Source organism: Terriglobia bacterium, from assembly GCA_020073495.1.
GTDB lineage: Bacteria > Acidobacteriota > Terriglobia > Terriglobales > Acidobacteriaceae > JAIQFD01.
Genome location: JAIQFD010000004.1, coordinates 357,037 through 382,879, shown reverse-complemented (window position 1 = coordinate 382,879; position 25,843 = coordinate 357,037). Strand labels below are relative to the sequence as shown.

27 protein-coding genes are annotated in these 25,843 nt (G+C 63.4%); 6 read left to right on the top strand and 21 right to left on the bottom strand.

Features of this window, described 5'->3' with window-relative positions; translation table 11 throughout:
* Nucleotides 1-41: 41 nt before the first annotated feature.
* The 3 genes from LAN37_12090 to LAN37_12080 are packed head-to-tail and all read right to left on the bottom strand — an operon-like array spanning nucleotide 42 to nucleotide 1,070.
* On the bottom strand, nucleotides 42-215 hold the full coding sequence (locus LAN37_12090) for a hypothetical protein (GenBank protein MBZ5647950.1): 174 nt from the start codon (nucleotides 213-215) through the stop codon (nucleotides 42-44).
* Entirely contained in the window at nucleotides 212-505 is a 294-nt protein-coding gene (locus LAN37_12085; GenBank protein MBZ5647949.1) for a hypothetical protein, read from the bottom strand. The genes LAN37_12090 and LAN37_12085 overlap by 4 nt, the downstream gene beginning before the upstream one ends.
* Nucleotides 489-1,070, bottom strand: a complete 582-nt coding sequence (locus LAN37_12080) for a SocA family protein (protein ID MBZ5647948.1) — start codon at nucleotides 1,068-1,070, stop codon at nucleotides 489-491. The genes LAN37_12085 and LAN37_12080 overlap by 17 nt, the downstream gene beginning before the upstream one ends.
* A 109-nt stretch (nucleotides 1,071-1,179) precedes the next feature.
* Here LAN37_12080 and LAN37_12075 point away from each other — a divergent pair, with 109 nt between their 5' ends.
* Nucleotides 1,180-1,614, top strand: coding sequence for a hypothetical protein (locus LAN37_12075; GenBank protein MBZ5647947.1), 435 nt, complete (start codon nucleotides 1,180-1,182; stop codon nucleotides 1,612-1,614).
* A 265-nt stretch (nucleotides 1,615-1,879) separates the two neighbouring features.
* Here LAN37_12075 and LAN37_12070 read toward each other — a convergent pair whose 3' ends face one another.
* From LAN37_12070 to LAN37_12040, 7 genes are all read right to left on the bottom strand, one after another.
* On the bottom strand, nucleotides 1,880-2,149 hold the full coding sequence (locus tag LAN37_12070) for a HigA family addiction module antidote protein (GenBank protein MBZ5647946.1): 270 nt from the start codon (nucleotides 2,147-2,149) through the stop codon (nucleotides 1,880-1,882).
* A 380-nt stretch (nucleotides 2,150-2,529) separates the two neighbouring features.
* Nucleotides 2,530-5,214, bottom strand: coding sequence for a DNA gyrase subunit A (gyrA, locus tag LAN37_12065; protein ID MBZ5647945.1), 2,685 nt, complete (start codon nucleotides 5,212-5,214; stop codon nucleotides 2,530-2,532).
* A gap of 268 nt (nucleotides 5,215-5,482) precedes the next feature.
* Complete coding sequence (locus tag LAN37_12060; GenBank protein MBZ5647944.1) at nucleotides 5,483-5,956, bottom strand: hypothetical protein; 474 nt, start codon at nucleotides 5,954-5,956, stop codon at nucleotides 5,483-5,485.
* Nucleotides 5,957-6,081: 125 nt separating this feature from the next.
* Nucleotides 6,082-7,155 carry a PilZ domain-containing protein gene (locus LAN37_12055; protein ID MBZ5647943.1) on the bottom strand — a complete coding sequence of 358 codons (1,074 nt, stop codon included), beginning with the start codon at nucleotides 7,153-7,155 and terminating at the stop codon, nucleotides 6,082-6,084.
* A 253-nt stretch (nucleotides 7,156-7,408) separates the two neighbouring features.
* Nucleotides 7,409-8,521, bottom strand: a complete 1,113-nt coding sequence (dusB, locus tag LAN37_12050; protein ID MBZ5647942.1) for a tRNA dihydrouridine synthase DusB — start codon at nucleotides 8,519-8,521, stop codon at nucleotides 7,409-7,411.
* Nucleotides 8,522-8,753: 232 nt separating this feature from the next.
* Entirely contained in the window at nucleotides 8,754-8,966 is a 213-nt protein-coding gene (rpmE, locus tag LAN37_12045) for a 50S ribosomal protein L31 (GenBank protein MBZ5647941.1), read from the bottom strand.
* Between the two features lie 302 nt (nucleotides 8,967-9,268).
* Nucleotides 9,269-9,547 carry an HU family DNA-binding protein gene (locus tag LAN37_12040; protein MBZ5647940.1) on the bottom strand — a complete coding sequence of 93 codons (279 nt, stop codon included), beginning with the start codon at nucleotides 9,545-9,547 and terminating at the stop codon, nucleotides 9,269-9,271.
* A gap of 374 nt (nucleotides 9,548-9,921) precedes the next feature.
* Between LAN37_12040 and LAN37_12035 the strand changes: the two genes are divergently transcribed.
* Nucleotides 9,922-10,695: an ATP-binding protein gene (locus LAN37_12035; GenBank protein MBZ5647939.1), complete on the top strand. Its 774-nt coding sequence runs from the start codon at nucleotides 9,922-9,924 to the stop codon at nucleotides 10,693-10,695.
* A gap of 395 nt (nucleotides 10,696-11,090) precedes the next feature.
* Here the strand turns inward: LAN37_12035 and ruvA are convergent, their stop codons facing one another.
* The 7 genes from ruvA to LAN37_12000 form a co-directional block, all read right to left on the bottom strand.
* A complete protein-coding gene (gene ruvA, locus LAN37_12030; GenBank protein ID MBZ5647938.1) occupies nucleotides 11,091-11,672 on the bottom strand; it encodes a Holliday junction branch migration protein RuvA in 582 nt (193 codons plus the stop codon).
* A 180-nt stretch (nucleotides 11,673-11,852) separates the two neighbouring features.
* Complete coding sequence (locus tag LAN37_12025) at nucleotides 11,853-12,590, bottom strand: hypothetical protein (protein MBZ5647937.1); 738 nt, start codon at nucleotides 12,588-12,590, stop codon at nucleotides 11,853-11,855.
* Between the two features lie 153 nt (nucleotides 12,591-12,743).
* Entirely contained in the window at nucleotides 12,744-12,974 is a 231-nt protein-coding gene (locus LAN37_12020; protein ID MBZ5647936.1) for a hypothetical protein, read from the bottom strand.
* A gap of 27 nt (nucleotides 12,975-13,001) precedes the next feature.
* Entirely contained in the window at nucleotides 13,002-13,409 is a 408-nt protein-coding gene (locus tag LAN37_12015) for a glycine/betaine/sarcosine/D-proline family reductase selenoprotein B (GenBank protein MBZ5647935.1), read from the bottom strand.
* 122 nt (nucleotides 13,410-13,531) lie between these two features.
* The gene (locus LAN37_12010) at nucleotides 13,532-14,800 is read right to left on the bottom strand and encodes an amidohydrolase family protein (protein MBZ5647934.1); all 1,269 of its coding nucleotides are present in this window, start codon (nucleotides 14,798-14,800) and stop codon (nucleotides 13,532-13,534) included.
* Nucleotides 14,801-15,053: 253 nt separating this feature from the next.
* Nucleotides 15,054-15,461: a thioesterase gene (locus LAN37_12005; GenBank protein MBZ5647933.1), complete on the bottom strand. Its 408-nt coding sequence runs from the start codon at nucleotides 15,459-15,461 to the stop codon at nucleotides 15,054-15,056.
* A 92-nt stretch (nucleotides 15,462-15,553) separates the two neighbouring features.
* The gene (locus LAN37_12000; protein ID MBZ5647932.1) at nucleotides 15,554-16,252 is read right to left on the bottom strand and encodes an iron-containing redox enzyme family protein; all 699 of its coding nucleotides are present in this window, start codon (nucleotides 16,250-16,252) and stop codon (nucleotides 15,554-15,556) included.
* Nucleotides 16,253-16,385: 133 nt separating this feature from the next.
* Between LAN37_12000 and LAN37_11995 the strand changes: the two genes are divergently transcribed.
* Nucleotides 16,386-17,879, top strand: coding sequence for an enterochelin esterase (locus LAN37_11995; protein MBZ5647931.1), 1,494 nt, complete (start codon nucleotides 16,386-16,388; stop codon nucleotides 17,877-17,879).
* 204 nt (nucleotides 17,880-18,083) lie between these two features.
* Here the strand turns inward: LAN37_11995 and LAN37_11990 are convergent, their stop codons facing one another.
* The 3 genes from LAN37_11990 to LAN37_11980 are packed head-to-tail and all read right to left on the bottom strand — an operon-like array spanning nucleotide 18,084 to nucleotide 21,568.
* Nucleotides 18,084-18,896 carry a 1-acyl-sn-glycerol-3-phosphate acyltransferase gene (locus LAN37_11990; GenBank protein ID MBZ5647930.1) on the bottom strand — a complete coding sequence of 271 codons (813 nt, stop codon included), beginning with the start codon at nucleotides 18,894-18,896 and terminating at the stop codon, nucleotides 18,084-18,086.
* A 3-nt stretch (nucleotides 18,897-18,899) separates the two neighbouring features.
* Entirely contained in the window at nucleotides 18,900-20,381 is a 1,482-nt protein-coding gene (locus LAN37_11985) for a bifunctional folylpolyglutamate synthase/dihydrofolate synthase (GenBank protein MBZ5647929.1), read from the bottom strand.
* Nucleotides 20,381-21,568, bottom strand: a complete 1,188-nt coding sequence (locus LAN37_11980; protein MBZ5647928.1) for a UvrB/UvrC motif-containing protein — start codon at nucleotides 21,566-21,568, stop codon at nucleotides 20,381-20,383. Before LAN37_11980 ends, LAN37_11985 begins: the two co-directional genes overlap by 1 nt.
* A gap of 155 nt (nucleotides 21,569-21,723) precedes the next feature.
* Here LAN37_11980 and LAN37_11975 point away from each other — a divergent pair, with 155 nt between their 5' ends.
* Nucleotides 21,724-22,383, top strand: a complete 660-nt coding sequence (locus LAN37_11975; protein ID MBZ5647927.1) for a hypothetical protein — start codon at nucleotides 21,724-21,726, stop codon at nucleotides 22,381-22,383.
* Between the two features lie 7 nt (nucleotides 22,384-22,390).
* Here LAN37_11975 and mnmG read toward each other — a convergent pair whose 3' ends face one another.
* On the bottom strand, nucleotides 22,391-24,433 hold the full coding sequence (gene mnmG / locus LAN37_11970; protein ID MBZ5647926.1) for a tRNA uridine-5-carboxymethylaminomethyl(34) synthesis enzyme MnmG: 2,043 nt from the start codon (nucleotides 24,431-24,433) through the stop codon (nucleotides 22,391-22,393).
* 126 nt (nucleotides 24,434-24,559) lie between these two features.
* Between mnmG and LAN37_11965 the strand changes: the two genes are divergently transcribed.
* On the top strand, nucleotides 24,560-25,066 hold the full coding sequence (locus LAN37_11965; protein MBZ5647925.1) for a hypothetical protein: 507 nt from the start codon (nucleotides 24,560-24,562) through the stop codon (nucleotides 25,064-25,066).
* Between the two features lie 21 nt (nucleotides 25,067-25,087).
* Complete coding sequence (locus LAN37_11960; GenBank protein MBZ5647924.1) at nucleotides 25,088-25,819, top strand: gamma-glutamyl-gamma-aminobutyrate hydrolase family protein; 732 nt, start codon at nucleotides 25,088-25,090, stop codon at nucleotides 25,817-25,819.
* Nucleotides 25,820-25,843 lie beyond the last annotated feature (24 nt).

Genomic DNA, 25,843 nt, shown 5'->3' with positions numbered 1-25,843 from the left:
GACTTGCTGCGCGAAGCGCGCGCCTGCCTGGACGGCCAGTCCTATTGGATCAGCGGCGGTGTCCTGTTGCCGTTCCCGTTGGTCTCCTCCGGCGGGATGACGACGGCGGCGGCAACCTTGTCTCCGCCCGGCATCGACGAAGGGGAGACTTGCAGCACGCGCTCCAGAGCGGATTGGAGCGACCAAGAATGACTGATGTCACCTTTCTCGGTCATTGCCTGGAGCCCAACTCGTCGAGAGGTTCGATGTATTGAACATATACGTAATCGTCGTCATAGGTGAACCAGATCCGAAGGAATGGAACGTCGGGAGGAAACGCCTTCACGATGGTTCGGCTCCAGCCAGTGTGCTCTTCCCTTGCAAAAACCTCTGGCTTGCGACAAACAGTGTCCGCAAGTCCGGCGATAACATTGTCAATGCGATGGGCTGAAACTCCGAACTCTTGAAGTTGTTCGGTGACCCGTTCCTCCTCGACAATTTCGCGTATCTTAGGCGGCTTGGCCACTACCCTTCTTCCCATTCTTCGCGCGGCTCTTCTGTGCCGCTAATTCACGCGCACGGTGGGCTTCGTCTTCCGATAGCGGTGGATTTGAGAAGAAGATGGTGTCGTATGGAATGGTCTCACCCTCGTCCACGACCAGCCAGCCTACTAGATTATGGCTGTAGTCGCTTACGACTCCGGAAGGCATTTTCTCCGTTGACTCAATTACTCGGTCCACAAGAGCGATCTCGTCGCCAGAGAATAATGAAAGGTTGGGCTGTCGCAGGTTAACAGTTCGTTTCTGGACGTGACCATTCTTGAGGACCACGTCTTGCAACGCCAGTGCACGCCGTTTGATTAATTGATTTCGGACTGGCTTTAGCCGACGAGGCGCTGGTCCGTATGGCAGCTTCTGGTATTCAACGTTAGTGATTCCGCGACCGTGGTAGGCATAGAAGAGGAAGTCTGAGTAGCAGAGAATCTTGTTTAGCTTCACCGCACCGAACGTTGGGTCGTTGGCGCACTTCTGGCTGATGTAGAGGATTAGCTCCGCTAGCTTCCTATCGTCGCCTTTGTTTGCAGTCGCCACTTCTCCACTCTCCCCGATTGTAGATTCCTAGCTGCGTGCTGGGAGCAGTATTGGGATGTGTCAAATATATTTGACGTATTCACGATGTGTCAAATATATTTGACGTCCCATGGCGGGTGACGACTTGGATTCCGCGAAAGACTTTGCACACGCTTTTGGAGATGCGTTGCAGCAGCTCCTTAACGCTAGGGGTATCGGACAGAGCGATGCAGCGCGCGAGCTTGGACTGGAAAATCGCGGCGGAGCTAGGCTCAGCTCTTACCTGCGTGATCGTCCTGGCGGCACACGCCCAAAGCCCGATGCCGAGATTCTCTATCTGCTCTGCACGAAAATGGATTTCAGCTTTGAGTACAACGGTTACAGAATCAGCGCGGCTAGCCTAAATGGTAGAGGCAAGAAGCCCCCTATCGAGGCACAGCAAATCGTTTTCAGTTTCGATCGTCAATTTAATTTGTCGAACGAGGATGGCACTGCTGCTGTCAGCATCAAGCGTCCTGCCGAACGAATCGAACTGTCTGTGTCGCTAAAAGCTGCGACATCCTGAGCTGTCTCTGTCAGAAGGAAAGCCCGCGCGAGGGCGCGCGGGCTACATACCTCAGGGGCTAAAGCCCCATTCCTTCTTGGTCGCTCGTTGGCACGGCTAAAGCCGTACCCTTCCACCAGCCCTCCGGGCTACTGGATCAGCGATGGTGTTCCGTTGCCGTTCCCGTTGGTCTCCTCCGGCGGGATGACGACGGCGGCGGCGACCTTGTCTCCGCCTTCCATGGAGAGCAGGCGCACGCCCTGGGTGGAGCGTAGGGCCTGTCTTCTCAGGCGGCCGGGCGGCCCAGTCGAGCCTTGCTGAGGTCGTACGCAGTCTGGAGATTCATCCAGAACTCCGCCGAGGTCTTGAAGTGATCCGCCAGGCGCAGAGCGGTGTCGGCCGTCACGCCGCGCTTGCCCCTCACGATCTCATTCAGCCGGTTGGTCGAGATCCCCAGTTCCTTGGCCAACTGCGCCTGCGTCATGCCCAGCGGCTTCAGAAACTCCTCTAGCAACACTTCGCCGGGGTGGGTGGACAATCTCCGTTTCGGCGCCATGGTCAATTCCTAGTTGCAGTTTAGCTGAATCATCCGCGTTGACCTGCTGCGGATCGAATCCGTTGGCCCCGAACGACTCCCGTGAGGGTAGGGGTCCTTCGACTGCGCTCGCCTGCGCCTCGCTCCGCTCGGGATGACGCATAAAGAGAATGCCCGGCCGAGGGCGGCCGGGCTACATTTTGGAAACGGTAGAGGTCCCTTCGACTTCGCTCAGGGCAGGCTCCTCGACTCGGGGCTCAAGCCCCTCGCTCGGGATGACACATTAAAGAGAATGCCCGCGCGAGGGCGCGCGGGCTACATACCTCAGGGGCTAAAGCCCCATTCCTTCTTGGTCGCTCGTTGGCACGGCTAAAGCCGTGCCCTTCCACCAGCCCTCTGGGCTATTGGATCAGCGATGGTGTCCCGTTGCCGTTCCCGTTGGTTTCCTCCGGGGGGATGACGACGGCGGCGGCGACCTTGTCCCCACCTTCCATGGAGAGCAGGCGGACGCCCTGGGTGGAGCGGCCGGCTTCGCGGATCTCCTTGGTGTCGATGCGGATGATCTTGCCGTACTGGCTGATGACCATGGCCTCCGACTGGTCGCTGACCAGCAGGATGGACACCACGCGCCCGTTGCGCTCCGTGGTCTTGACGTTGATGACGCCCTTGCCGCCGCGCGATTGCAGGCGGTACTCGTCCACCGGGGTGCGCTTGCCGTAGCCGTTCTCGGTGACCGAGAGGATCTTGTCGGCTGGGGGCAGCTCTTCGCCGGCGGCGGTGGCGGCGTCGGCCTTGGCCTTGGTCTCGGCGCGGGTGACGGCCTTGCCGCTGCCATTGGCGTTGGCCAGTTGCTTGGCGGTGACTGCCATGCCGATGACGTAATCCTTCTTGTCCAGGTCCATGCCGCGCACGCCGTAGGCGGGACGTCCCATGGGGCGGACATCCTCTTCGTCGAAGCGGATGCTCATGCCCTCGTGCGAGGCCAGGAAGATGATCTGGTTGCCGTCGGTGCAGGCGGCCGCGACCAGCTCGTCCTCCTTCTCGATGCCGATGGCGATGATGCCGCGTGACATCACGTTGCTGAAGTCCACCAGCGGCGTCTTCTTGACCGTGCCCTGGCGGGTGGCGAAGAAGACGTGCTTGCCCGCTTCCTCGAGGTCGCGCACCGGCAGCATGGCGCGCACCGACTCGCCCGGCTGCAGTGCCACCAGGTTCGACACGTGCTTGCCCTTGCCGGCGGCGCCCACGTCCGGCACCTCGTACACCTTCAGCCAGTACACCCGCCCGGTGTTGGTGAAGATGAGCAGGTAGGCGTGGGTGGAGGCGATGAACAGGTACTCGACGAAATCCTCTTCGCGGACGCCGGCGCCCTTGCGCCCCGTCCCGCCGCGCCGCTGTGAGCGGTAGGTGGAGATGGGCGTGCGCTTCAGGTAGCCGGTGTGCGTCACCGTGACCGCGACCTGCTCTTCCTGGATCAGGTCTTCGAGCTGGATCTCGGCGGCTTCGTCGAGGATCTGGGTGCGGCGCTCGTCGCCGTACTGTTTCCTGATCTCCTCCAGCTCCTTGATGATGACGCCGCGCAGCTTCTTCTCGCTGGCCAGGATGGATTCGTACTCCGCGATGTTTTCGCGGATGTCCTTCAGCTCGTTCAGGATCTCGTCGGCGGAGAGCCGCGTCAGACGGTGTAACTGCAGATCGAGGATGGCGTCGGCCTGCTTGGCGGTGAGCTTGCCTTCGCGCCCGCCGGCCTTCTCGACGATCTCCTTGTCGGTGATCTTGAACTTCGCGGCGAGCAGGTTTTCTTTGGCGTCCTGGCGCGACTGCGAGGCGCGGATCAGCTTGATGATGGCGTCGAGGTTGTCGAGCGCGATCCGGTAGCCTTCCAGAATGTGCTCGCGCTCCTTGGCCTTCATCAGCAGGAACGCGGTGCGGCGGCGCACCACTTCCACGCGATGATCGATGAAGTGCTGGATGGCCGCGATCAGCCCCAGTTCCTTGGGCTGGCCGTTCACCACCGCCAGGAAGATCATGGAGAACGACTCCTGCATCGCGGTGTGCTTGTAGAGCTGGTTGAGGATGATCTCGGGCTGGGCGCCGCGCTTGAGCTCGATGACGATGCGCATGCCGTCGCGGTCGGATTCGTCGCGGATGTCGCTGACGTCGTCCACGATCTTGTCGTTGACCAGGTCGGCGATGCGCTCGATGAGCCGCGCTTTGTTCACCTGGTAGGGGATCTCGGTGATGATGATCGCCTGCCGGTCCTTGGTCAGGTTCTCGATGGCGGCCTTGGCGCGCATGATGAAGCGCCCGCGCCCGTGCTTGTACGCCTCCGCGATCCCGCCCTTGCCGTAGATGTACGCCCCGGTCGGAAAATCCGGGCCTTTCACGACTTCGAGGATCCTGAGAAGCGGGGTCTTGGGGTCGTTGACCAGCAGGATGGTGGCGTCCACGATCTCGGTGAGGTTGTGCGGCGGGATCTTGGTGGCCATGCCGACCGCGATGCCGTCCGAACCGTTGACGATAAGGTTCGGGAACTTGGTCGGCAGAACAGTGGGCTCGATTTCATTGTCGTCGTAGTTGGGCTGCATGTCGACCGTGTCTTTGTCCAAGTCTTCGAGCAGCGCGGCGGCGATCGCCCCCAGCTTGGATTCGGTGTAACGGTCGGCCGCTGGCGGATCTCCGTCGACGGAGCCGAAGTTTCCCTGTCCGAACACCAGTGGATAACGCATGCTCCACGTCTGCGCCAGCCGCACAAGCGCGTCGTACACCGCCAGATTGCCGTGCGGATGGAATTTGCCCATCACGTCGCCGACGATGCGCGCACACTTGCGCGTCGCGCGGTTCGGATACAGCCCCATCAACTGCATCGTGTAAAGGATGCGGCGATGGACGGGCTTGAGGCCGTCGCGAACGTCGGGGAGAGCGCGGCCGATGATCACAGACATGCTGTAATCGAGATAGCTGCGCCGCATCTCCTCTTCGATGTTGATGGGCTGAATGTTGGCGGCGCCGGGACCTTGCGGCGGAGTCTTGCCATCATCACCGGGGGGATTCAGGGGAAGCTGCGGGTTCTGATCGTCTGGCATAAGAGGTACTCAGTACTCAGTACTCAGAAAAGCTGAGACTGAGGTGAAATTTCCGCTTGTAGCTGCGCACACGGGAAGCCACCGCGGCGGATGTTTCCGACGCGTCGCGATTTCGTGTAAGTAGCTGCAATTTCAAGCTGTTATGCGGAGCAGAACTGGAAATTATTATAGCACGCGAAAATGAGTTGTGAGCGAGGGTAGGGGCCCTTCGACTCGGGCGCGTAACGCGCCCTCGCTCAGGGTGACACCAATACAAGCCTATAGAAGCCTATTGCACGGACGTCGGGTCGCCGGTGTGGTGATCGCTGATCTGGAATCTCAGAAAATCATGGATGGCGGCGATGGCCTTGGGGTTGTAGGAAGTCATGTGGAGGCGGCCGCCGCGGGGCAGGGACTCGAAGACGTATTTGATCTGCGACTTGAGCTTTTGCAGGGTGGGGACACCGGGCGGGACCTGTCCGTGAGTGTGCTCGGGAGCGCCGAAGTCGCCGGCAGAAAATCTGCCGGCCTGCGCGGTGAGATGGACGCGGATGCGCTTGACGTTGGTGTCGTCCTTGGGGTCGTTGGCCTCGACCTGGACGTAGCCGCCGCCTTTGGTGAGAACGAAGTGATGCGTGGTCTTGTCCTGGTCGAAGCCCATGGCCTCGGCGCCGTGTTGTTTCACGTCGGCGGAGTGGTCGTGCATGGAGTGTTGCGCGAAGGCGAGAGTGGCGAAAAGAAATAAGGCAATCAGAGTTTTCATCTCAGTCATCCCTGCGGGACTCAAATCCCGGTCTTGCGATCCAGCCGGCACCGAGGTTCCGGGCTACTCGCATACGGCCGAGGGCGGCCGTGCTACAAGCGCTGGTTGAAGGCGCTCGCCGCACGTCACTTCTCGATGGCGCGGTGGAAATCGGTGACCGCCCTCTTCAGGTCCCCGAAGCCTTCTGTTTCGACGGTCACGGCGAGGGATTGGTAGTCCATTAATAGCTCCTGCATGAGGAAAATGGCATGGCGGATGCGGCGCTTCTCGACCAGGGGCATGAGCGAGAAGGGGTCGCGCTTCTGTTTGCGCAACTCGATCCAGGTCTGGACGGCCCAGGCGGCCTGGCGGGCGTGGTCGACCGCGTTCCTGAACTCGGCCAGAATGCGCGGGTCGACATCGGCCGTGTTGCTCTGCATGAGAGTCTCGAGGACGCGGAGTTCCTCGGCGCTCTTATAGACGCGGCTGGTGATATCAATCTTTCCCTCGACCGTAGGGGCGGGAGCCTCGGCCGGGGTGGCGCCCCCCACCAGCACATCGAGCAACTGGTTAAGCTGCTTGCGAGCCTCGGCGCTGAGGAAGGTAAAGGAAATCCCAGCACCGATCCCCGGGTGGGAGGTGCGGACCTTTCCGCGGCAGCGGAGTTCCATGTCGGCGACCTTCAAAGTCAGTTCCGACTCGGTACCCATGGTGAGGGCGCCGGCGGTTTCGACGTAACAGCCGCCTTCGCTGATATCGGACAGGGTCCCCCAGATCGTCGAGCCGTCGGGCATGCGGATCTGCACCCCGCCCTGGCAGGGCAACCTGTGGTGGCGACGGCGCTCCTGCTGGCGCGGCGGTGGGGCGGGGGGCGCAGGTGCGGCGGCGGGCGGAGCTGAAGCCGCGCGAAGTGACGAGACGGATGCGGCCGGTGTGGGCAAGGGTCCCCAGATGGATTTTCCCGGCTCGGCAACTGCAACGCCGAACTCGGATTTATTGGCCGCGATCCAAGCGATGCGGAAGCGCGCTTTCTCGGACTGGTACTGCACGCCGACAATGTCGCCCAGCTTCAGAGGACAGGCCGACCAGGCGATGCGTGCGCCGAAGCGGCTGACGTCAAGCGTCTTGAGGTGCTCGTTGAAGGGCCGGCCTTCTGCCGTCATTCCCCAGACCCGAACCTGGAGTTCGGCCTTAATGCGGTCTTCGCGCCGTCGCGCCATGTGCACCTCCCGAAGAGCGATGGTGGGCCGAGTGCTGGGCGGATTGTGCTCCAAGCGGGAGCGAGAGGGAAGGGAAATGCGGGCGTGGCAGTCGGCAGTCGTCAGTCGTCGGCCAGGGTGAGTTCACGGTTGCGAAACCGCGCAAGGAGGCCGAATCGATGAGTTCAGATTGCAGATTCTGGGACGGGGTAGGGGTCCCTTCGACTTCGCTCGGGCGTGCGCCCTCGCTCAGGAAGACAGGTGCAATGGTTGGTTAGACCGGAAGAACAGGATGACCAGCGGGAGCGGGCGAGGTGAGGCGCGGCTCGAAGAAGCGGTCCACCTGTTCGATGACGGCCTCCGGGGTGCGGGAATCGTAGATGCCTTTGCGCAGGGCGGCGCCGCCGGGCACGCCGTGGGTGAACCAGGAGGCAAACTGCTTCATCTTGCCGATGGCGTCGGGGAAGCCTTCGTCGATCAGCATGCCGAAGTAGGTGCGGATCATCTGGTAGCGGTCGGCCTCCGCGGGGACGTCGTAGCGGCCGGTGGCGGTGTACTGGGCGATCTGGCGGAAGATCCAGGGGTTCGAGGAGGCGGTGCGGCCGATCATTACGGCGTCGCAGCGAGTCTGCGCGACCATGGCGCAGGCGTCCTCGGGGGAGCGGATATCGCCGTTGCCAATGACCGGGATCTTGACCGCGTCCTTGACCGAGGCAATCCACTCCCAGCGCGCGGCGCCGGCGTATCCCTGCTCGCGGGTGCGGGCATGAAGAGCGACGCCGTCGAGGCCGCAGTCCTCGGCCACCTTCGCCAGCTCGACGCAGATAATCTCTTCGTCGTTCCAGCCGGCGCGGAACTTCACGGTGAACGGGATCGTTACCGCCGCGCGGACGGCCTTGAAGATCTCGCCGATGCGCGGCAAGTCGCGCAGCAGTCCGGAGCCGCCGTTGCACTTCACGACCTTCTTCGCGGGGCAGCCGAGGTTCAGGTCCACCAGGTCGAAGCCGAGGCCCTCGACCATCCTGGCGGCGTCGGAAAGCACCTGCGGGTCGGAGCCGAAGAGCTGCGCGGAGATGGGGTGCTCGTCTTCGTAGAAATGCAGGTAGCGCTTGGCCTTCTTGTCCTTGGCGCGCATGACGCCGTCGGCGGAGGTGAACTCGGTCATGATGAGGCCGCATCCGGATTTTTCGCCGGAGAGCAGGACGTCGTGGTGCGGCGTCAGGTTGACGTTACGGATGAAGCGGCGGAAGACGGTGTCGGTGACGCCGGCCATGGGGGCAAGCACGGTGGCGGGGCGGATCTCGACGGAGCCCAAGCGAACACACGAGGGCACGGGCGCCTGGGCGGGCGCGCGGTCGGGGGACGGGGTGGTCCAGTGCTTCCGCATCCTCATATCTATTCTAGCGTTCATTCACCACGGAGGCACGGAGACACGGAGGCACGAGGAAAGAAACAAAACAGCCGAGGGTAGGGGTCCCTCGACTGCGCTCGCGTACGCTCGCTCCGCTCGGGATGACAGAAATGGAAGAGCCCGCGCGCGGGCGCGCGGGCTACTTTGAGGTCCTTCGCGCGGGGCGCTCAGGATGACACCGCCGGGCTCAGACGCCCGGCAAACGGCGTCACTTCTGTTCGACTTTGGCGTATTTGCGGCGGAAGCGCTCGACGCGGCCGGCGGTGTCCACGAGCTTCTGCTTGCCGGTGAAGAAGGGATGGCAGTTGGAGCAGATCTCCAGGTGGATCTCGCCCTTATGGGTCGAGCGGGTGGTAAAGGTGTTGCCGCAGGCGCAGTGTACGCGGACTTCGTGGTAAGCGGGATGGATGCCAGCCTTCATGGAACTTCAAACCTCTCTGTGCAAAAGATTTATTTTACAGGAGAGGCGCGGAATCCGGCAAATGGGGAGGCGTCGGTCTGGGGTAGGGGTTCTTCGACTCGGGTGCGCAAAAGCGGCGCACCCTCGCTCAGAATGACACCGTTGAATAGTTTGGCTGGCGCGGATTCCGGCATATGGGGAGGCGTCGGTCGGGGGTAGGGTTCTTCGACTCGGGTGCGCAAAAGCGGCGCACCCTCGCTCAGGATGACACGGAAAAAAAGGCAGAGCGTATGCCCTGCCATCCTGGATGGATCCCCAGATCCTTACCTCTTGTTGACAGATTTCTTCAGCTCAGCGCCAGCGGAGAATTTCGCCACTCGTTTGGCGGCGATCTTGATGGGCTTGCCGGTTTGCGGATTGCGTCCCGTGCGGGCCTTGCGGGACGAGGTGGAGAAGGTGCCAAAGCCCACGAGGGTGACGCGGTCGCCCTTCTTGAGGGAGGCGGTGATGCCTTCCACGCAAGCGTCGATGGCAGTGCCGGCCTGGGACTTGGTGATGCCGGCCGCAGCAGCGGCGCGTTCAACGAGATCGGCTTTGTTCATGTACTCGCTCCAGGGCGGGGGCCGTGCGGCGGAGAATGGGAGCAGGCCGTGGCCCGACGCCAGTGTCGGGGGCCTATTAAGCGCCCGGGGGCAGAGGATGTCAAGTGTGGAAACTGTGGAATTCCGCGCCAAATGCGGGACTCCGGGCATTGTGTAATCGGGTAATTGAGTAATTGGGTAATTGGAGGGGCACGAGGCTATGGTTTCAATCACCCAATTACCCGATTACTCAATTTCTCAATTGTTCGAGGTGGTCCCGGTTGCGAGAGAACGGGACCGGGAGTAGATTCAGAGTTCCAGCCGGAAGGAAATCAGACGTGAGCACTCCCCAACAAGCCGTGTGCCCGCAGTGCGGCGGGACGGGATGGAAAGACATCCAGACACCCCAGCACGCCAACACCGGGCGTGCCGGGGGCCCCGGTGAGTCGGGCGGGGCACGGCGGGTGACCCGCTGCGACTGCGTAGTGGGCGCGCGGGCGCAGAAGCTGCTGGAACGTGCGCGGATCCCGGCGCGGTACGAGCATTGCGAGTTGACGAATTACGCGACCGATTTCCCGGGCCAGCACCCGAGCCAGCAGAAGGCAAGGGTGATGGCGGAGAAGTTCGTTGAGGAATACCCTCTCGACGAGCACATGGGCCTGCTCTTCATCGGGGACATCGGCGTGGGGAAGACCCACCTAGCCGTCGGAATCCTCAAGGAACTGATCCGGAGAAAGGGCGTCCTCGGTCTTTATTACGACTACCGCGAGCTGTTGAAGGAGATCCAGAACTCTTTCAACCCTCAGGTACAGACGACCGAGATGCAGGTGCTCCAGCCGGTGTTTGGCGCCGAGGTGTTGTTGCTGGATGAGCTAGGGGCGGTGAAACCGACGGAGTGGGTCTGGGATACGGTCAGTCACATTCTTAACCAGCGGTACAACGAGAAGTTGACGACGATCATCACCACAAACTTCCCCGACCAGCCAGCGGCAAAGGCTAGGAGCGGTAGCGTTTCCGATGCGGAGGTTGCAAAAGCTGCGGCACGGGAGGGATCGCTAGGCGACCGGATCGGAGAACGCCTACGGTCTCGTCTTCATGAAATGTGTAAGAAGGTCGAAATGTCGGGAGACGACTTCCGGAAGAAGTACCGGTCTGCCAGCTTTCGTTAATGTGCCGTCCCTGAGGGACTCTCGCTGCTAAATGGGAACCTACCCAGCACTTCCGTGCTGGGCTAACGTATACCGTCCCTGCGGGACTGGGCGGCTGCATGAAATGTGCAAGCTGGTGGAGATGCAGGGAGAGGATTTCCGGCAGAAAGTCCACAAGGCGACGCTCAGGGATTTCTAATTGGTAATTTGAAATTGGTAATTGGTAATTGTGAAGAGCCCGGGTGAGAGCCCGGGCATTTTTCTTGTTGCGAAGAAAGACCTAAACACAAAGGACACAAAGGGAGGCACGAAGGGCACAGAGGAAGAGCAGTTGAGCCGGTGATCTCGGAAGAAGGTAGAGGTCCTTCGACTGCGCTCGGCTGCGCCTCGCTCCGCTCAGGATGACACAAATGAACCTAGCGGTTGATGGCGGAGAGGGCTTGCTTGAAGAGCGTCTCGAAAGAGGCGCTTTTTCCATTGGCGCGGGCGGCGGCGGTGGCCTTCTCGGCAGCGGAGCGCTGGTAGCCGAGGTTGAGCAGGGCGCTGAGGACGTCGTCCTCGACCGGCGAGGCGGCGCGCGCGGGAGGAGCGGCGAAAGCGTCGAGCTTGTCGCGCAGCTCCAGCACCATGCGCTCGGCGGTCTTCTTGCCGATGCCGGGGATGCGGGTGAGGCGGGCGACGTCGTTGCCGCGGATGGCGGAGACCATATCCTCGGCGGGCATGCCGCTCAGGATGGTGATGGCCAGCTTGGGGCCGATGCCGCTGACGTTGATCAACTTTTCGAATAACTGCTTCTCCTCCGCACGCAGGAAGCCGTAGAGCGCAAGCGCGTCTTCGCGAACGTGAGTGTGGATGAAGAGCGAGACCTCGGCGCCGACGCTGGGGAGGCCGGAGAAAGTTGGGATGGATATTGTGACGTCGTAGCCGACGCCGGCGCAGTCCACGACGGCCTGGTTGGGATGCTTGGAGAGGAGGCGGCCGCGGAGGTGGGCGATCATTGGCGGTATTTAATCACAGAGAGGTCGGGAGCCGTGAGTCGTGGGCCGCCGCTGCCAGCCTTAGAGGAGAAGCCGATACACAGCACTGACGCTGCAAACTGCTCCGAGGTCCTTCGGGGAGACCTCGGCCTGAAGGCCGAGGCTACCAGCCCCTCAGGATGACAAACCTGAAGTTCTTGGCTACGTGCGGCGGCGGTAGTAGATAGCGAACTCGAAGCCCGGATTCGGTGGGAAGAGCTCGTTGATCTTGCGCAGGCGTTCGGCCAGGGGGGCGGGAGCGAGCAAGGGATAGTCGCGCTCGCGGAGTTCGTAGTAATCCACGTCGAGATACATGGAGAGCAGGTAGATGGCGATGACGTCGGAGAAGGCGGCCTCGAAGTACTCGTTGCGGGCGCGCTCGGCGTCGGGGCCGGAGGTGGTGGCGATCTTGCGCAGCTCGTGGGCGTCGAGGGAGGTCTCGCCGCGGGCCTTGTCGAGGACCTGCTTCCAAGCGAGGTCGGCGAAGTCGCGGGAGACGCCGGCGCGCTCCACGAAGGCGTGTCCGACGTTGATGTAGAACTCGAAGGCGACGGAGAACTTGTCGTCCATGAGGCGGGTGGAGATGAAGACGCATTGCGCCTGTCCCATGTCGAGATTGCGGTGGCAGACGGCCTGGTCGCTGAGGGCGATGTCGTAGCGGTCGGCGATGAGGGTTTCGTCGCCGCGGCTGACGGTGAGAGGCACGAAGTAGTAGGCCTTGCGCTCCAGTGCGGCGGCGATGGCGCCGGGCACAACGGCGACCATGCGGTCGAGGTCGTGGGCGGCCAGAGCGGTCTCGCCGGACATGGCGTAGCAGACTCCGTTGGGGGCCTGGGAAACGGCGACGGAACGGACGACGTCGGCGGCGGGACGGGTCTCGGCCTGGGTGGCTTGGGACATCGGCGGCTATTCTAGCAGCCCGGGACGGCGAGACTTCGCGGGTAGGGGTTCCTTCGCTTCGCTCAGGACAGGCTCCTCGACGCGCGCTCGCAAGGCCGCCCATGCGGGCGCCGATCGGGGCCGTGCGGGGGCGCACGGCCTACAAAAGCAAATCTACGGCTCGAATTCGATGATGCTGCCGGGGAGTTGCTGGGACTCAAACTGGCGCAAGGCGGTGGAGAGGACGCGCGTCTGTTTCTCGCGCTCGCCGGCGGAGCCCAGGACGCGGCCGAGCGTGTTTCCCCTGGGATAGACGGCGCGGGGAGGGCGCATGGCCCGCGATTCCGCGGGCACCACCGTGATGAGCACGGTCGGGATACCTTTGGCTTCTATCTCTCGTTGCACCGCAACGATTACCCGATGGCAGACCGGTCAACCGCCGGTGAGGACGACGGCGTCGGCCTGGGAGCGCTCGATCTCGTTGGCGATGCCGGGGGCCATGATCTCGTACTGCTTCTTGAGGTCGGTAGAGAATCCTTTGCAACCAATGTGCTTGTTGGAGACCGCCTTGATGAAGCCTTCGGCGGCGAGTTTGCGGAGACGCTCGATGGGAAAGACGCAGTTGGGGTCTTTGATCGCTTCGCTGGTGTCGTAATGGCCGTGCTTGAAGCGTAGGTCGGAGACGTTGAGGTCGCCGGGGAGTACGCGGAAGGTTTCGTCGCCGTCGTCGTTGAACGGCGGCTGGTCCATGAGGTAGACGCCGGTGGAGGAAACCAGAGCGACCGTCAGCTCGGCCAGCTTGGAGGTGACCGGCGTGTAGGGGACGCACTTGCGGGACATTTGGAGCATCGGGAGAGACAGATGCGTCGCGGCGAAGCGAGGACGCAAAAATCGGGTAATTGAGTAATCGGGTAATTGAGAACCATTTCGGGAAGCAATTACCCAATTGCTCGTCTCCCAATCTACTTGGCGTACTCGTTCTTGTAGACCTTGCCACCTTTCATGACGAACTTCACGTGTTGGAGGGTGGTGACGTCCTGTGTGGGGTCGCCGTCCACGGCGATGAGGTCGGCGAACTTGCCGGGTTCGAGGGCGCCGACGCGGCCGGACCAGCCCATGAGATCGGCGGCGTTGATAGTGCCGGTCTGGATGGACTGGATCGGGGTCATGCCCATCCTGACGTAGACGGCGAACTCGCCGGCGTTGAGGCCGTGGGGGTAGACGGCGGAGTCGGTGCCGAGTGCGACCTTCACGCCGCTCTGGATGGCGTGCTTCAGGTTCTTCTGCGCTTCGGGAAAGACCATCTTCGCCTTGTCGATGGCGTAGCGGGGGGCGCCGACCTTCTCCGCGTTCTCCAGGAACCACTGCTGGAGGAAGAGCGTAGGCACGAGATAGGTGCCATTCTTCTTCATCTCGGCGATGGCGGCGTCGTCGATGTAGGAGCCGTGCTCGATGGAGTCGACGCCGGCCATGGAGGCCCAGCGGATACCCTCGGCGCCGTGGGCGTGGGCGGCGACCTTGCGTCCGAGGCGGTGGGCGTCGGCGACGATGGCCTTCATCTCCTCCAGGGTGTACTGGGAGTGGCGGGGGTCGTCGCCCCTGGAGAGCACGCCGCCGGTGGCACAGACCTTGATGAAGTCGGCGCCGTACTTGATGATCTCGCGAGTCTTGTGCTGGACGGCTTCGACGCCATCGGCCACGCCCTCAGCGCTGTGGTGGTACTCGAAGGGAAGAAGGTTGTCGTCACAATGTCCGCCGGTGATGCTGAGAGCGGGACCGGAAACGAGCATGCGGGGCCCGGGGATGTCGCCGGCGTTGATGGCGTCACGCAGGGCGATGTCGGCATAGTGGTAGGCGCCGACGTTGCGCACGGCGGTAAAGCCGGCCTCCAGGGTGATGCGGGCGTTCCTGGCGCCGATCAGCGCCTCGCGCGCGCCGGAGTTGGTCACAATCTGCATGGCGATGTTGCCGGGATCGTAAGTGAGGTGCGTGTGCACGTCGATGAGGCCGGGGAGAACGGTGGCGTTGGGCAGGTCGATGACCTGTGCGCCCTTGGTGTCGGCAGCGGCCCCAACCGAGACGATCTTGTCGCCTTCGATGACGATGGCCTGATTGCGGAGGAGCTGGCCGGTCCTGACGTCGAGGAGGCGTCCGGCGCGGACGACGGTGCGAACCTGGGCGGTGGCGATGGTGGCGAGCAGCAGGACGAGAGCGAAAGCGAGTTTGCGCATGGGAGGGAAGATTTAAACACAGAGGGCACGGAGGAGCACAGGGGAATGGCGTCAGTCGTAAGGCTGGAGTTGCGGACATTTGCGGAGAAACCGATTCACGGCACTGGTCGTGCCAGGGGCTCCGAGGTCCTTCGGGGCTAAAGCCCCTCAGGATGACAACACTTCAGGATGACAACGGTAAGAAGTAGTTTTGGCCGAGGGTCCGTCGACTCGGGCGCGGAGCGCGCCCTCGCTCAGGATGACGCAAATCGACTTAGGACTTCTTGGACATGCGGGCGAGGAATTTGCCGACGCTGACGAAGGCGCGGTCGACGGTGCCGGAGCCGATCTCCTGCCAGCCGCCGCTGCCGTTCGACATCCAGGCGCGGACACGCATGGTGTAGAAGCGGCCGTTGAGCGATTCGAGCACGGCCTCGGCCTTGACCTTGGCGCCGATGCCGGTGGGGGCGGTGTGGGTGACGTGGATGGCGGTGCCGACGGTGATCTCGTCGCCCTCGGCGTAAGGCTGGAGGGCGTAGAAGCAGGCAGTCTCCATGAGCCGGACCATGTCGGGCGTGGAATAGACGGGCGGCAGCTCAGGATGGTGCGCGGTGAGGGTGAGCTCGTGGGTGACGGTTTCTTCAATCTCGGCGCGAGCGCCGGGGGGAACGGGTTTGGGCATCAGCTGCTAGCTCCTAGCTACTAGCTTCTAGCTCAAACAAAACCGGGTCACCGGAATGGCGATCAGGGGACCCGGGTCGTAGATTATGTCATCTAGGCGGCGACGCGTTGCTTGCGCTTGCGGTCGATGCCGTCGAGGGCGCGCCAGAGGGCCTTGGCGGCCTCTTCGGCGGCGTTGAGCGCGGCCTCTTCGAGGCCAGGATTGTCGCGCAGCTCGTAGCCCAGTTTCCGCTTCCAGGTCTGGGCGTGGTAGACGTCGGCGATGGCGTGCAGGTCGAAGTAGCCGCAAGTGACATCGTCGGCCGCGTACTTCTCGCGCAGCTTGACGTACTTCTCGCGGGCGAGGCGCGGGACTTGAGACTCGTAGGCCCAGAACGCGGCAATCACTTCGGGATTGGATGCGGTGCGTGCGATGCGCAGGAAAGTGTCGATCAGGTCGCGCACTTCCTGGACGGGCTGCTGGGCGCGGACCTCGGCGGCATGCGCGCCTACGCCTTCGGCGAAGTCGAGCCAGATCTCGTCGTGGGGGCGTCCGTCGGGGGAGCCGACGCCGAGCTCATCGCTGTAATTGGCCATCACCGCCTCGCGCAGCGGCCCGGCGGAAAGGCGGGCGTTGAACGCGCTGAGATAGGTGGGGAAAGCCGCAACGTGGTGGTAATAGTCGGAAGCGTATTGCTTCAGGTCTTCGCGGGTGAGTTCGCCGGCGCTCCAGGCCTTGTAGAGAGGATGACAGAGAAGATCGTAGGGAGCGATGCGGCGCTCCATCTCGCGCCAGAATTCTTGCGGTTCCATGGGGGAAGCCTCGGGCCAATATGGCACTGAAAATGATACGGCAGCGTCTGCGAAGTCACAAGTGAGTACTCAGTACTCAGTACTCAGTGGACAACGCGCGAGCGTAGAATCGGTCGGTTTTCCTGGAGGACTGATGATCGGTCGAATAGTCCTGGTGTTACTGCTTGCTGCCAACGCCTTGGCGCAGAACGCGGTGCGCTTCCAGATCACGCTGGCGCCGGGCCTTTCGGAGAAGCCGGTGTCGGGGCGGCTGATCGTGTTTATGACGCCGGGCAGCAAAGCTGGAGAGGTGCTGGAGCCGAACTTGATGGAGCCCACAAAAGTGTGGGAGGAGGCGGTGGAGGTGCACGACCTGGCTCCAGGCAAGCCGCTGGAGGTGGCGCCCACGCTGGTCTTTCCCAAGTCCTTCGCCGAGGCGCCGGCGGGGGATTACCAGTTCATGGCGCTGCTCGACGTGAACCACAACTACGCCTACAGGGAGCGCACGGACGGCGGCGACCTGCGAAGCGAGGTGGTGATGGAGCGCGGGTTCGACCCCGCTAAGGCGGGACCAGTCGCGCTGACGCTGAGCCAGCGCGTGCCGGAAGGGGCGTTCGCGGAGACGGAGACGCAGAAAGTGGTCTCAATGGAAAGCGCGTCGCTGAGCCGGTTCTGGGGGCGACCAATCCGCATGGATGCAGTGGTGCTGCTGCCGCCGAGCTACGCCAGGGAGACCGCGCGGCGGTACCCGACGGTGTACGTGATCCACGGCTTCGGAGGAAACCACCTGGACATCGGCCATCGCGACGCGCCGATACTCGCCAAGAAGATGGCGTCGGGCAAGGTCCCGGAGATGATCTACGTGTTTCTGAACGGCGAGTGCCCGCTGGGACATCACGAGTTCGCGGATTCGGTGAACAACGGGCCGTGGGGACAGGCGCTGACGCAAGAGTTCATTCCATTTCTGGAGAAAAAGTTCCGCATGGACGGGAAGCCGCAGGGGCGGCTGCTGACGGGCCATTCGTCGGGCGGGTGGTCGTCGCTGTGGCTGGAGATCAATTATCCACGCGTGTTCGGCGGGACGTGGTCCACATCGCCGGACCCGGAGGATTTCCGCAGTTTCACCGACATCGACCTGCTGCGCGGCGACAATTTTTATTACACCGCCGAAGGGAAAGAGCGGAACCTGGTGCGCTTCCACGGCAAGCAGATCATGTCCATGAAGGAATATGTGCAGCTCGAGCGGGTTCTGGGCGACTACGGCGGGCAGATCCAATCATTCGACGCGGTGTTCAGCCCGCGCGGGGAAGACGGGCGTCCCATGGAATTGTTCGATCGCGAGACGGGCGCGCTGGACCCGTTCGTGGTCAAGAGCTGGGAGGAGCGGTACGACATCGACCAATACCTGCGGCGCAATTGGAAACGGCTGGGGCCGGAGCTGCGGGGGAAGATCCACCTGTGGGTGGGCACGGCGGACAATTTCTATCTGAACGATGCGGCACGGCTGCTGGAGCAGACGCTGAAGGAGCTGAATGCGGATGCGAAGGTCACCTACATCGAAGGCCGCGACCACTTCGATCTTTACCAGGGCGGGCTGGTGGAGAAGATCGCAAGCGAGATGGGCGAGGTGGCGCGATCGAAGAAGTAAACCATTTCACCGCAGAGGTCGCAGAGAGCGCAGAGAAGTTGAAATGCAGGTCCCTCGACTCGCGCCAAACCCGGGCGCACGCTAGGGATGACGGTGTCCTTTTCAGAGTAGGGGTCCCCTCGGCTTTGCTCGGGGCAGGCTCTTCGACTCGCGCGGCGAAGAACGCCGCGCTCGCTCAGGATGACACCAATTGGAAGCTTCTCGTCACCTTATGTTTTGCCCGGTTTCGGCGGGACCGGCGATAGCCGCGGAGGTGCGTGGGTCGGGGACGGCGCTGCGGGCGTAGTAGAGGTCTTCGACGGCTTTCTGGACCGTGGCGGCGAGCGCGCTCATCTGCTTGGTGGTGAATCCTGCGGTCGAGATGGGCTCGCCGACGACCATCTCGAGCTGACGCGGCTTGATGTGGAAGGTATTCATGGGCAGCAGTTCGTAAGTGCCGACCAGGGCGATGGGCACGACTTCGCACTGCGCCCTGATGGCGACATAGAAAGCGCCGGGCATGAAGGGCTGCACCTGTCCGGTGGCGGAGCGGCCTCCTTCCGGGAAGACCACCAGCGGCATGCCTGCCTTAAGGCTTTCCGTGGCACGGTTGAGGGCGCGGATGGAGGCGATGGCATTGTCGCGCTCGATGGGCACCTGGCCGGAGCGCTTCAGGTGCCAGCCCATAAACGGATAGCGGAACAGTTCCTTCTTGGCCATGATGCGGAACTGGAAGGGCAGGTGGACGTAGAGCACGGGGATGTCGAGGGCGGAGATGTGGTTGGAGGCGTAGATCTGGGGCTTGGAAGTGTCGATCTTGTCGAGGCCGGTGACCCGCACGGGCGACATGATGGTCTTCAGGATCAGCCAGGACCAGAGCCGCGCGAAGCCGTGCTGGATGCGTCCGGAGCGGTCGAAGAAGGATGAGAGCAGGGAAAGCGTCCCGAGGATGATGGTGTAGGAGTAGATCAGCGGGTTGAAGAAAAAGATGCCGCGGATCCAGCTCAGGCGGAGGCGGAGTTGGGATGGTTGTTCCACGCGCTACACCTGGCGCGCAGCGAGCTGCCGCGAGAGCACCGCAAGCGCTTCCCCAACAATGTAGATCGAGCCGGTGACGACGATGAGGCCGTGGCTGCCGGCAAGATCGCGGGCACGGTCAAGGGCGGCTGGGACGGAATCGGCGGGCTCGATGTCGGCAGCGGCGCGGGCGGCGGCGTGGCGGATCTCGTCGGGGGTGGCGGCGCGCGGGTTGTGGGCGTGGGTGGCGATGACGTGCGCGGCCAGCGGAAAAAGGATCTCGGCGATCTCGGCGATGGCCTTGTCGCGCATGGCGCCGAAGACAAAGGTGAGCGGACGCTCGCCGACGCACTCGGAAAGCGTCGAGCGCAGGGCCCAGGCGCCGGCCGGATTGTGGGCAACGTCGAGGATGATCTCGGGCCAGGCGTCATGTGGCGCGAGGCGCTGAAAGCGGCCGCGCCAGCGGGTGTCGCGGATACCGCGCTCGATGTCCTGCGCGATCACGCGGAATCCGAAGTTGTTCACCTGCTCGGCGGCGGCGATGGCCAGCGCGATGTTGCGGAGTTGGTGGCGGCCGAGGAGGGGAGAGTCGACGAGAATCTGCTGGCCCTGAACCATAAGGGGATAGACGTTTCGCGTTTCGCGTTCCACGTTTCGCGAAGGATCGGGTCCCTCAGGGGCTAAAGCCCCTCCATCTTTTTGGCCGGTATTGGCACGGCTGAAGCCGTGCCCCTTCAAATCACTGGAGCCGTGCCCCTTCAAATTACTGACACCGCGCCCATTCAAATCAGCTCCCGGCGAAACTGGAGGCACATAGGGCACGGCGGTAATGGCGGTGGCGCCGCGGTCGAGGATGGTATTGCCGATGACGTCGTTGGCCTGGGGGTGCTGCGGCAGGGTGACCACGATACCGCCCGGGCGGATGATGCCGGCCTTTTCGCGGGCGATCTGGGTGATGGTGTCGCCGAGGAACCTCTGGTGGTCGAGGGCGACGTCGGTGATGACGGCGACGATGGGCTCGACCACATTGGTGGCGTCGAGGCGGCCGCCCATGCCGACCTCGAGCACCGCGATCTGCACCCCCGACATGGCGAAGTATTCGAAGGCCATGACGGTGAGCATCTCGAAGAAGCTGGGGTGCCAGGGGAGCGTGTCCTTGGCAAGCAGGTCCTGGACCACAGCTTCGACGCGGTCATAGACGACGGCGAACTCGGCGTCGGTGATCTCCTCGCCGTCCACCTGGATGCGCTCATTCACGCGTACCAGGTGAGGAGACGTGTAAAGGGCGGTGCGATGTCCGGCGGCGCGGAGGATGGACTCGAGCGTGGCGGCGGTCGAGCCCTTGCCGTTGGTGCCGGCAATGAGTACGGCGGCGAAGCGGCGCTCGGGATGGGAGAGGGCGTCGAGCATCACGCGGACATAGGCGAGGTCGAACTTATTCGACGGAGTGGCATGGAGCTCGTGGCCCAGCTCGAGAAGTTTCTCGACCGCGTGCTGGTAGGTGATCAAGCGGGATTCTCCGTCTCGCGGGTGCGTGCCAGCCAGTACTCGCGGGCGGCGGTGGACATGGCGTCGGTCTCGGCCTTCTCGCCGCGGAAGACGCGGGAGACGCCGCGCACCAGCTTGCGGTAGGGGAGCTCGCCCGAGTCGTCCACCAGGAAGAGTTCCCCCACCTTGCTGGAGCGATAGTACCAGCGCTTGAGGATGGCGAGGTGCTCCATACGTTCCAGCGCGGAGGCGGCGGTCGGGCGCGGGGCGGCGCCGAGGGCCTGCTGAAGGCGCGATTCCATGGACTGCATTTTGCCCTCGTGTTGCTGGAGGGAGAATGCGACGGGGTCGGCGAGGCGGGCGGCGTCAACGGGAAACAGGCAGACGCAGTCCTTTTCCGCCGAGGTCTGGACCAGGACGCCAGACACGCGGTCGAGCGGGCGAATGATGTCAGGCAGGTGTGTGGCCGCCTTGATCTTCTCGATGCGCTGGTGAAGTGCGGCGGCTTGCTCGAAATGGAGTTGTTCAGAAGCTCGCTCGCGCTGGGTTTCGAGTTCGCGGATGAGGGACTGCCCGGCGGTGTCGAGGAAAGCGCGCACCCGGGAGACTTCGGCGGAGTACTCGACGGGGGTGCAGCCGGCAAAGCAGGGCGCGAGGCACATCTTCATCTCGGAATAAATGCAGCCGGGATACTTCGGGTCGGGGTGGATCTCGAAGTCACAGCGGCGGATCTTGAAGAGGTCGAGCGAGTCGTTGAGGAATTTTTCCGCGATGGCGCGCGAAGGGAAGGGGCCGTAGTACACGGATCCGCCCTTCAGCGAGGCGATGCGGCGGGTGACGTAGGCGCGCGGGTACTCGTTCTCCAGCAGAAAGCGGACGAGCGGGGCGAAGCGGAGCTTGAGCTTGTCGCGATACTTCTCGGGGAAAACGGCGCGCACGGCGCGGTAAAGGGTGAGTTGCGATTCGAAGTCGGAGCCGGTGAGGGAATACTCGATCGTGCGGGCGACGTCGCGCAGGGAGAGCTTGCGGGTGTGCTCTTCCGGCTTTCCGAGAAGGCGAACGAGACGGCGCTTGAGGTTCGCGGTCTTGGAGACGTAGGGCTCTCCCGAGTCGCCGCGGATCAGGAACACCGCGGCCGCCGCAGGGACCTCATTAAAGATCTCCGCGTCGCGGGCAGGCGAGAAGTCGAGGGAACGGGAGAGCACAGAGAGATTCTAACGATTTCAGATTGCGGATTTTCCAGAATCCTCGCCGCACACGAGGGGTGGTCGGCGGTAGGGGTCCCTCGACTCGGACGCGAAGCGCGCCCTCGCTCGGGATGACACCCACACAGTTTCACGGCTAGAATCTTCAATTCGCGATGAGTGCACAAGCCAATCAGACTAGCCGGTATTGCGTGACGTTGGCGGGGCTGCCGCTGACGATCACGCTGGAGTGGCCATTCAAACCCTCGTCGGCCGGAGCGGATTTCCTCGTGCTGCACGGGGAGATCCGGCTGGAGGACGGCCGGGGACATCATGCGCTGGTGGCGTTGCAGATGACGCAGACGGTGCGGGAGGTCCTGCCGTCACTGGAGCCGCAGCAGACGGAATCGCCGGCGGTGAACACGCTGCGCAAAGCGGTGGACGCGAAGGAGCTGGAGTTCGTGAGGTCTCCGAAGCGGCTGCCGGTGCCGCTCTCCAGCCGCGCCTACGACTTCAAGCGCAACCGCTGGGCGTTCGCGGAGGCGAGCGAAGAGGCGATCCGCGAGTTCCTGAAGCGCAAGGTCTACTGGAACACGCTCGGCCGGGGCGCCAGTGACGAGCGAGTGTGGCTGGCCGATCCCGTGGACCTGGAATACCTGAACGCGAACGCGGGCAAGGTGCTGGAGACGGCGCGGGGACTGGGCGGACTGCTGCGCGTCGAAGACGAGTTCGCCTATGCGACGGAGAAGCTCGCGGCACAGGCGGAGGCGATTCGGGCGGAAGCGCGGCAGGCCGCGGATGAGCTGGAGAAGAAGCACGCCTTCGAACGAGGGTGAGGCCTGGCTACGCGGACGGCTGCTGCGCGCGGCGGCCCTGGATCTCGATGTAGACGTTCACCAGGCTCACGGCCGCCGGAGTGACGCCGGGGATGCGCGAGGCCTGGGCGATGGTGCGGGGACGGACCCGCTGCAGCTTTTCCTTCATCTCGCGGGATAGACCACTCACCGAAGCGTAATCGAACCAATCAGGGATGAGGCGCTGCTCCGCTTTCTTGAGGCGCTCGATGGCGCGCTCCTGTTGCTGCAAGTAGCCGGCGAACTTGAGCTCGGTTTCGACGGCGCGCAATTCGGAATTCACCACGGCGGACGCGGAGGACTCGGAGGGAGCGCGGTCGAAAAATCCCGGAATCATGTCGCGCAGTACGGGTGCGAGCTGCTCGATCCGGAGCTCGGGACGCTTGAGGAGTTGAGCGAGAGGGGCGCCGATGCTGGCGCGGAGGTCAACAGCAGGTCCCTCGGGAGCTGACGCTCCCTCGGGATGACACTGCTGGAGAGAACCGATCCTCTCCAACATCTCGGATGTCACGCGCGTCTTCTCCAGCAGATCGCGGAGGGCCTGCATGCGCTGCTGCTTGGCGAGGTAGAGCTGCCAGTGGTCGTCCTTGACCAGGCCGACGCGGCGGCCGTGCGGGGTGAGGCGGCGGTCGGCGTTGTCGATGCGCAGGTGCAGGCGGAACTCGGCGCGCGAGGTGAACATGCGGTAGGGCTCGTTGGTGCCTTTGGAGATGAGGTCGTCGATGAGGATGGCGGTGTAGGCCTCGGTGCGGTCGAGCACTAGCGGCGGCTCGCCCTTCACCTTCAGCGCGGCGTTGATGCCGGCCATGATGCCCTGGCAGGCGGCTTCCTCGTATCCGCTGGTGCCGTTGATCTGGCCGGCGAGGAAGAGGCGCGCGATCTTCTTGGTCTCCAGCGTGCGCTCGAGCTCGGTGGGATCGATGGAGTCGTACTCGATGGCGTAGCCGGGGCGGAGCATCTCCGCGGTCTCCAGGCCGGGGACGGACTTGACCATGGCGAGCTGCACGTCCACGGGCAGAGAGGTGCTCATGCCGTTGACATAGATCTCGTGCGTGTTCAGCCCCTCGGGCTCGAGGAAGATCTGGTGCTTGTCGTGGTGCGGGAACTTGACGATCTTGTCCTCGATGGAGGGGCAGTAGCGTGGGCCGATGCTCTTGATCTGGCCGGAGTACATGGGCGAGCGGTGCACGTTCTCGCGGATGACGCGGTGGGTCTCCGGCGTGGTGAAGGCGATGTAGCAGGCGACCTGGTGGTCGTGGTGGGCGACGCGTTCGGTGCGGAAGCTGAAGGGCGTGGGCTCGGAGTCTCCGGGCTGGGGGGCGAAGCGCGACCAGTCGATGGTGCGTCCGTCGAGGCGCGGCGGCGTGCCGGTCTTCAGGCGGCACCCGCGCAGGCCGAGCAGCTTGAGCGATTCGCCGAGCAGTTGCGAGGGCGGCTCGCCGCTGCGTCCGGCGGGGTAAGTCTGCTCGCCACAGTGGATCAGGCCGTTGAGGAAGGTGCCGGTGGTGATGATGACGGCGTCGGCGGCGAAGGAGCGGCCGTCGCGAAGCCTGATCCCCCGACATACTCGTTGGGATAGGGGTCCTTCGACTTCGCTCGGCTGCGCCTCGCTTCGCTCAGGATGACACCCATCTAGATCTTCGACGATCAGGTCGGAGACTTCAGCCTGCTTGATCTTGAGGTTGGGCTCGGACTCCAGCACTTGGCGCATCCTGACACGGTAGGCCTGCTTGTCGCACTGGGCGCGTGGCGACCAGACGGCGGGGCCGCGCGAGGTGTTGAGCAGGCGGAACTGGATGCCGACGGCGTCGGTGACCAGGCCCATGATGCCGCCCAGGGCGTCGACTTCGCGGACCAGGTGTCCCTTGGCGATGCCGCCCACGGCGGGGTTGCAGGACATCTGCGCGATAAGGTCTAGATTGAGGGTGACCAGGGCGGTCTTCAGGCCCATGCGGGCGGCGGCCATTCCGGCCTCGCATCCAGCGTGTCCAGCGCCGACAACCACGACGTCGTATTTTTCGGTGAACTGCATCAGGAACTGCGATCCGAGGCCCACATCTCCACCACCTATTCTACCAAGCGAGCGAGTCACGCCCCCGTCCGGCGGGTTAGTATCAGTTCGCCCGGCTATTTGTGATAATCAGCGCGGAGGAGAGGTATGCGTCGTCCGATGGTTTGGGTGCTCGGTCTGGTCGTGGTTCTATCCGGCGTAGTCGCTCACGCGCAGAGCGCAGCGCCGTCCACGCCGCAGGAGCGCAAGGAGATCATCGAGCTCGCCAAGAAGCTGGAGCAGAACCCACTCGACCGCTCGCTCACCGACGACGCGCGGCGGTTGTTCCAGCGCATCATCGAGGTGCCCGACATCACGGTGACGCTGTGTAACGGCGCGATGCCGTGGATCCAGGAGAAATATAAGTACGCGCCAGCGCTGGCCATGGTCTACACGTTTGCCGCAGCTTCGCACGTTATCGAACACCCGGCCGCAGATTCCGGCGCCTCAAGTTGGGCGGGCGTGCAAGCGGCGCTGCGCGGGTATCAGAACATCCTGAAGCAGCAGCCGGACGCGAAGTCGCGGGCCGCCGATCGGGCGTTGCAGCAGGAGAAGAGCGGCAAACTGGAGAAGACGGTGCGCGAGGGTTGCGGGCCGGAAAAGAAGGAGTCGTAGACTGAGCGTAAGACTGGCGCCATGAACCCGCGAATCGCCATCCCGATGCCGCATTCGCTCGACCCCGAGTATGCCGCGCGAGCACTGCCACAGTACGTGAGCGCGATCGAAAAGGCCGGCGGCAGGCCGGTGGTGATCGGACTGGAGCTCTCCCCGGACGAGATCGCCAAGAAGCTGGCGCAATGCGACGCGGTGCTGCTGCCGGGGAGCAAGGCGGATATCGACCCTTCCAAATACGGGGCAGCGCGCCATCCCAAGACAGCCGAGACCGACGCGCGCCGCGACATGGCCGACGAACTCCTGCTGCAAGACGCCTACAACCTGCGCAAGCCCATCCTGGGGATCTGCTACGGCATGCAGATGCTGAACGTGTACCAGACGGGCAGCCTGGTGCAGCACCTGGAGACGGCGGTGAACCACGCCGCGGGCCGCACGGTACCGAAGGCCCATAGTGTGCAGGTGGAGGCAAAGTCGAAGCTGGCGGAGATCATTGGACCGTTCCTCGACGAGCGGCGCGAACTGGTGGTGAACTCCAGCCACCACCAGGCGGCGGCCACGGCCGGAGACGGATTGCGGGTGGTGGCGCGGTGCCCGGAAGATCGGACGATCGAGGCAGTCGAGGGCGTTGATCCGCACCACTTCGTGCTCGGGATCCAGTGGCATCCGGAACGCACCATCGAGGAGGCGGCGTCTCTGGGGATCTTCCGGGCCTTCATCCACGCGGCGGCGTGCGCGAAAGCGGGGATGAAGTAGCGGTCCGCCATCCGCCGTTCGGCG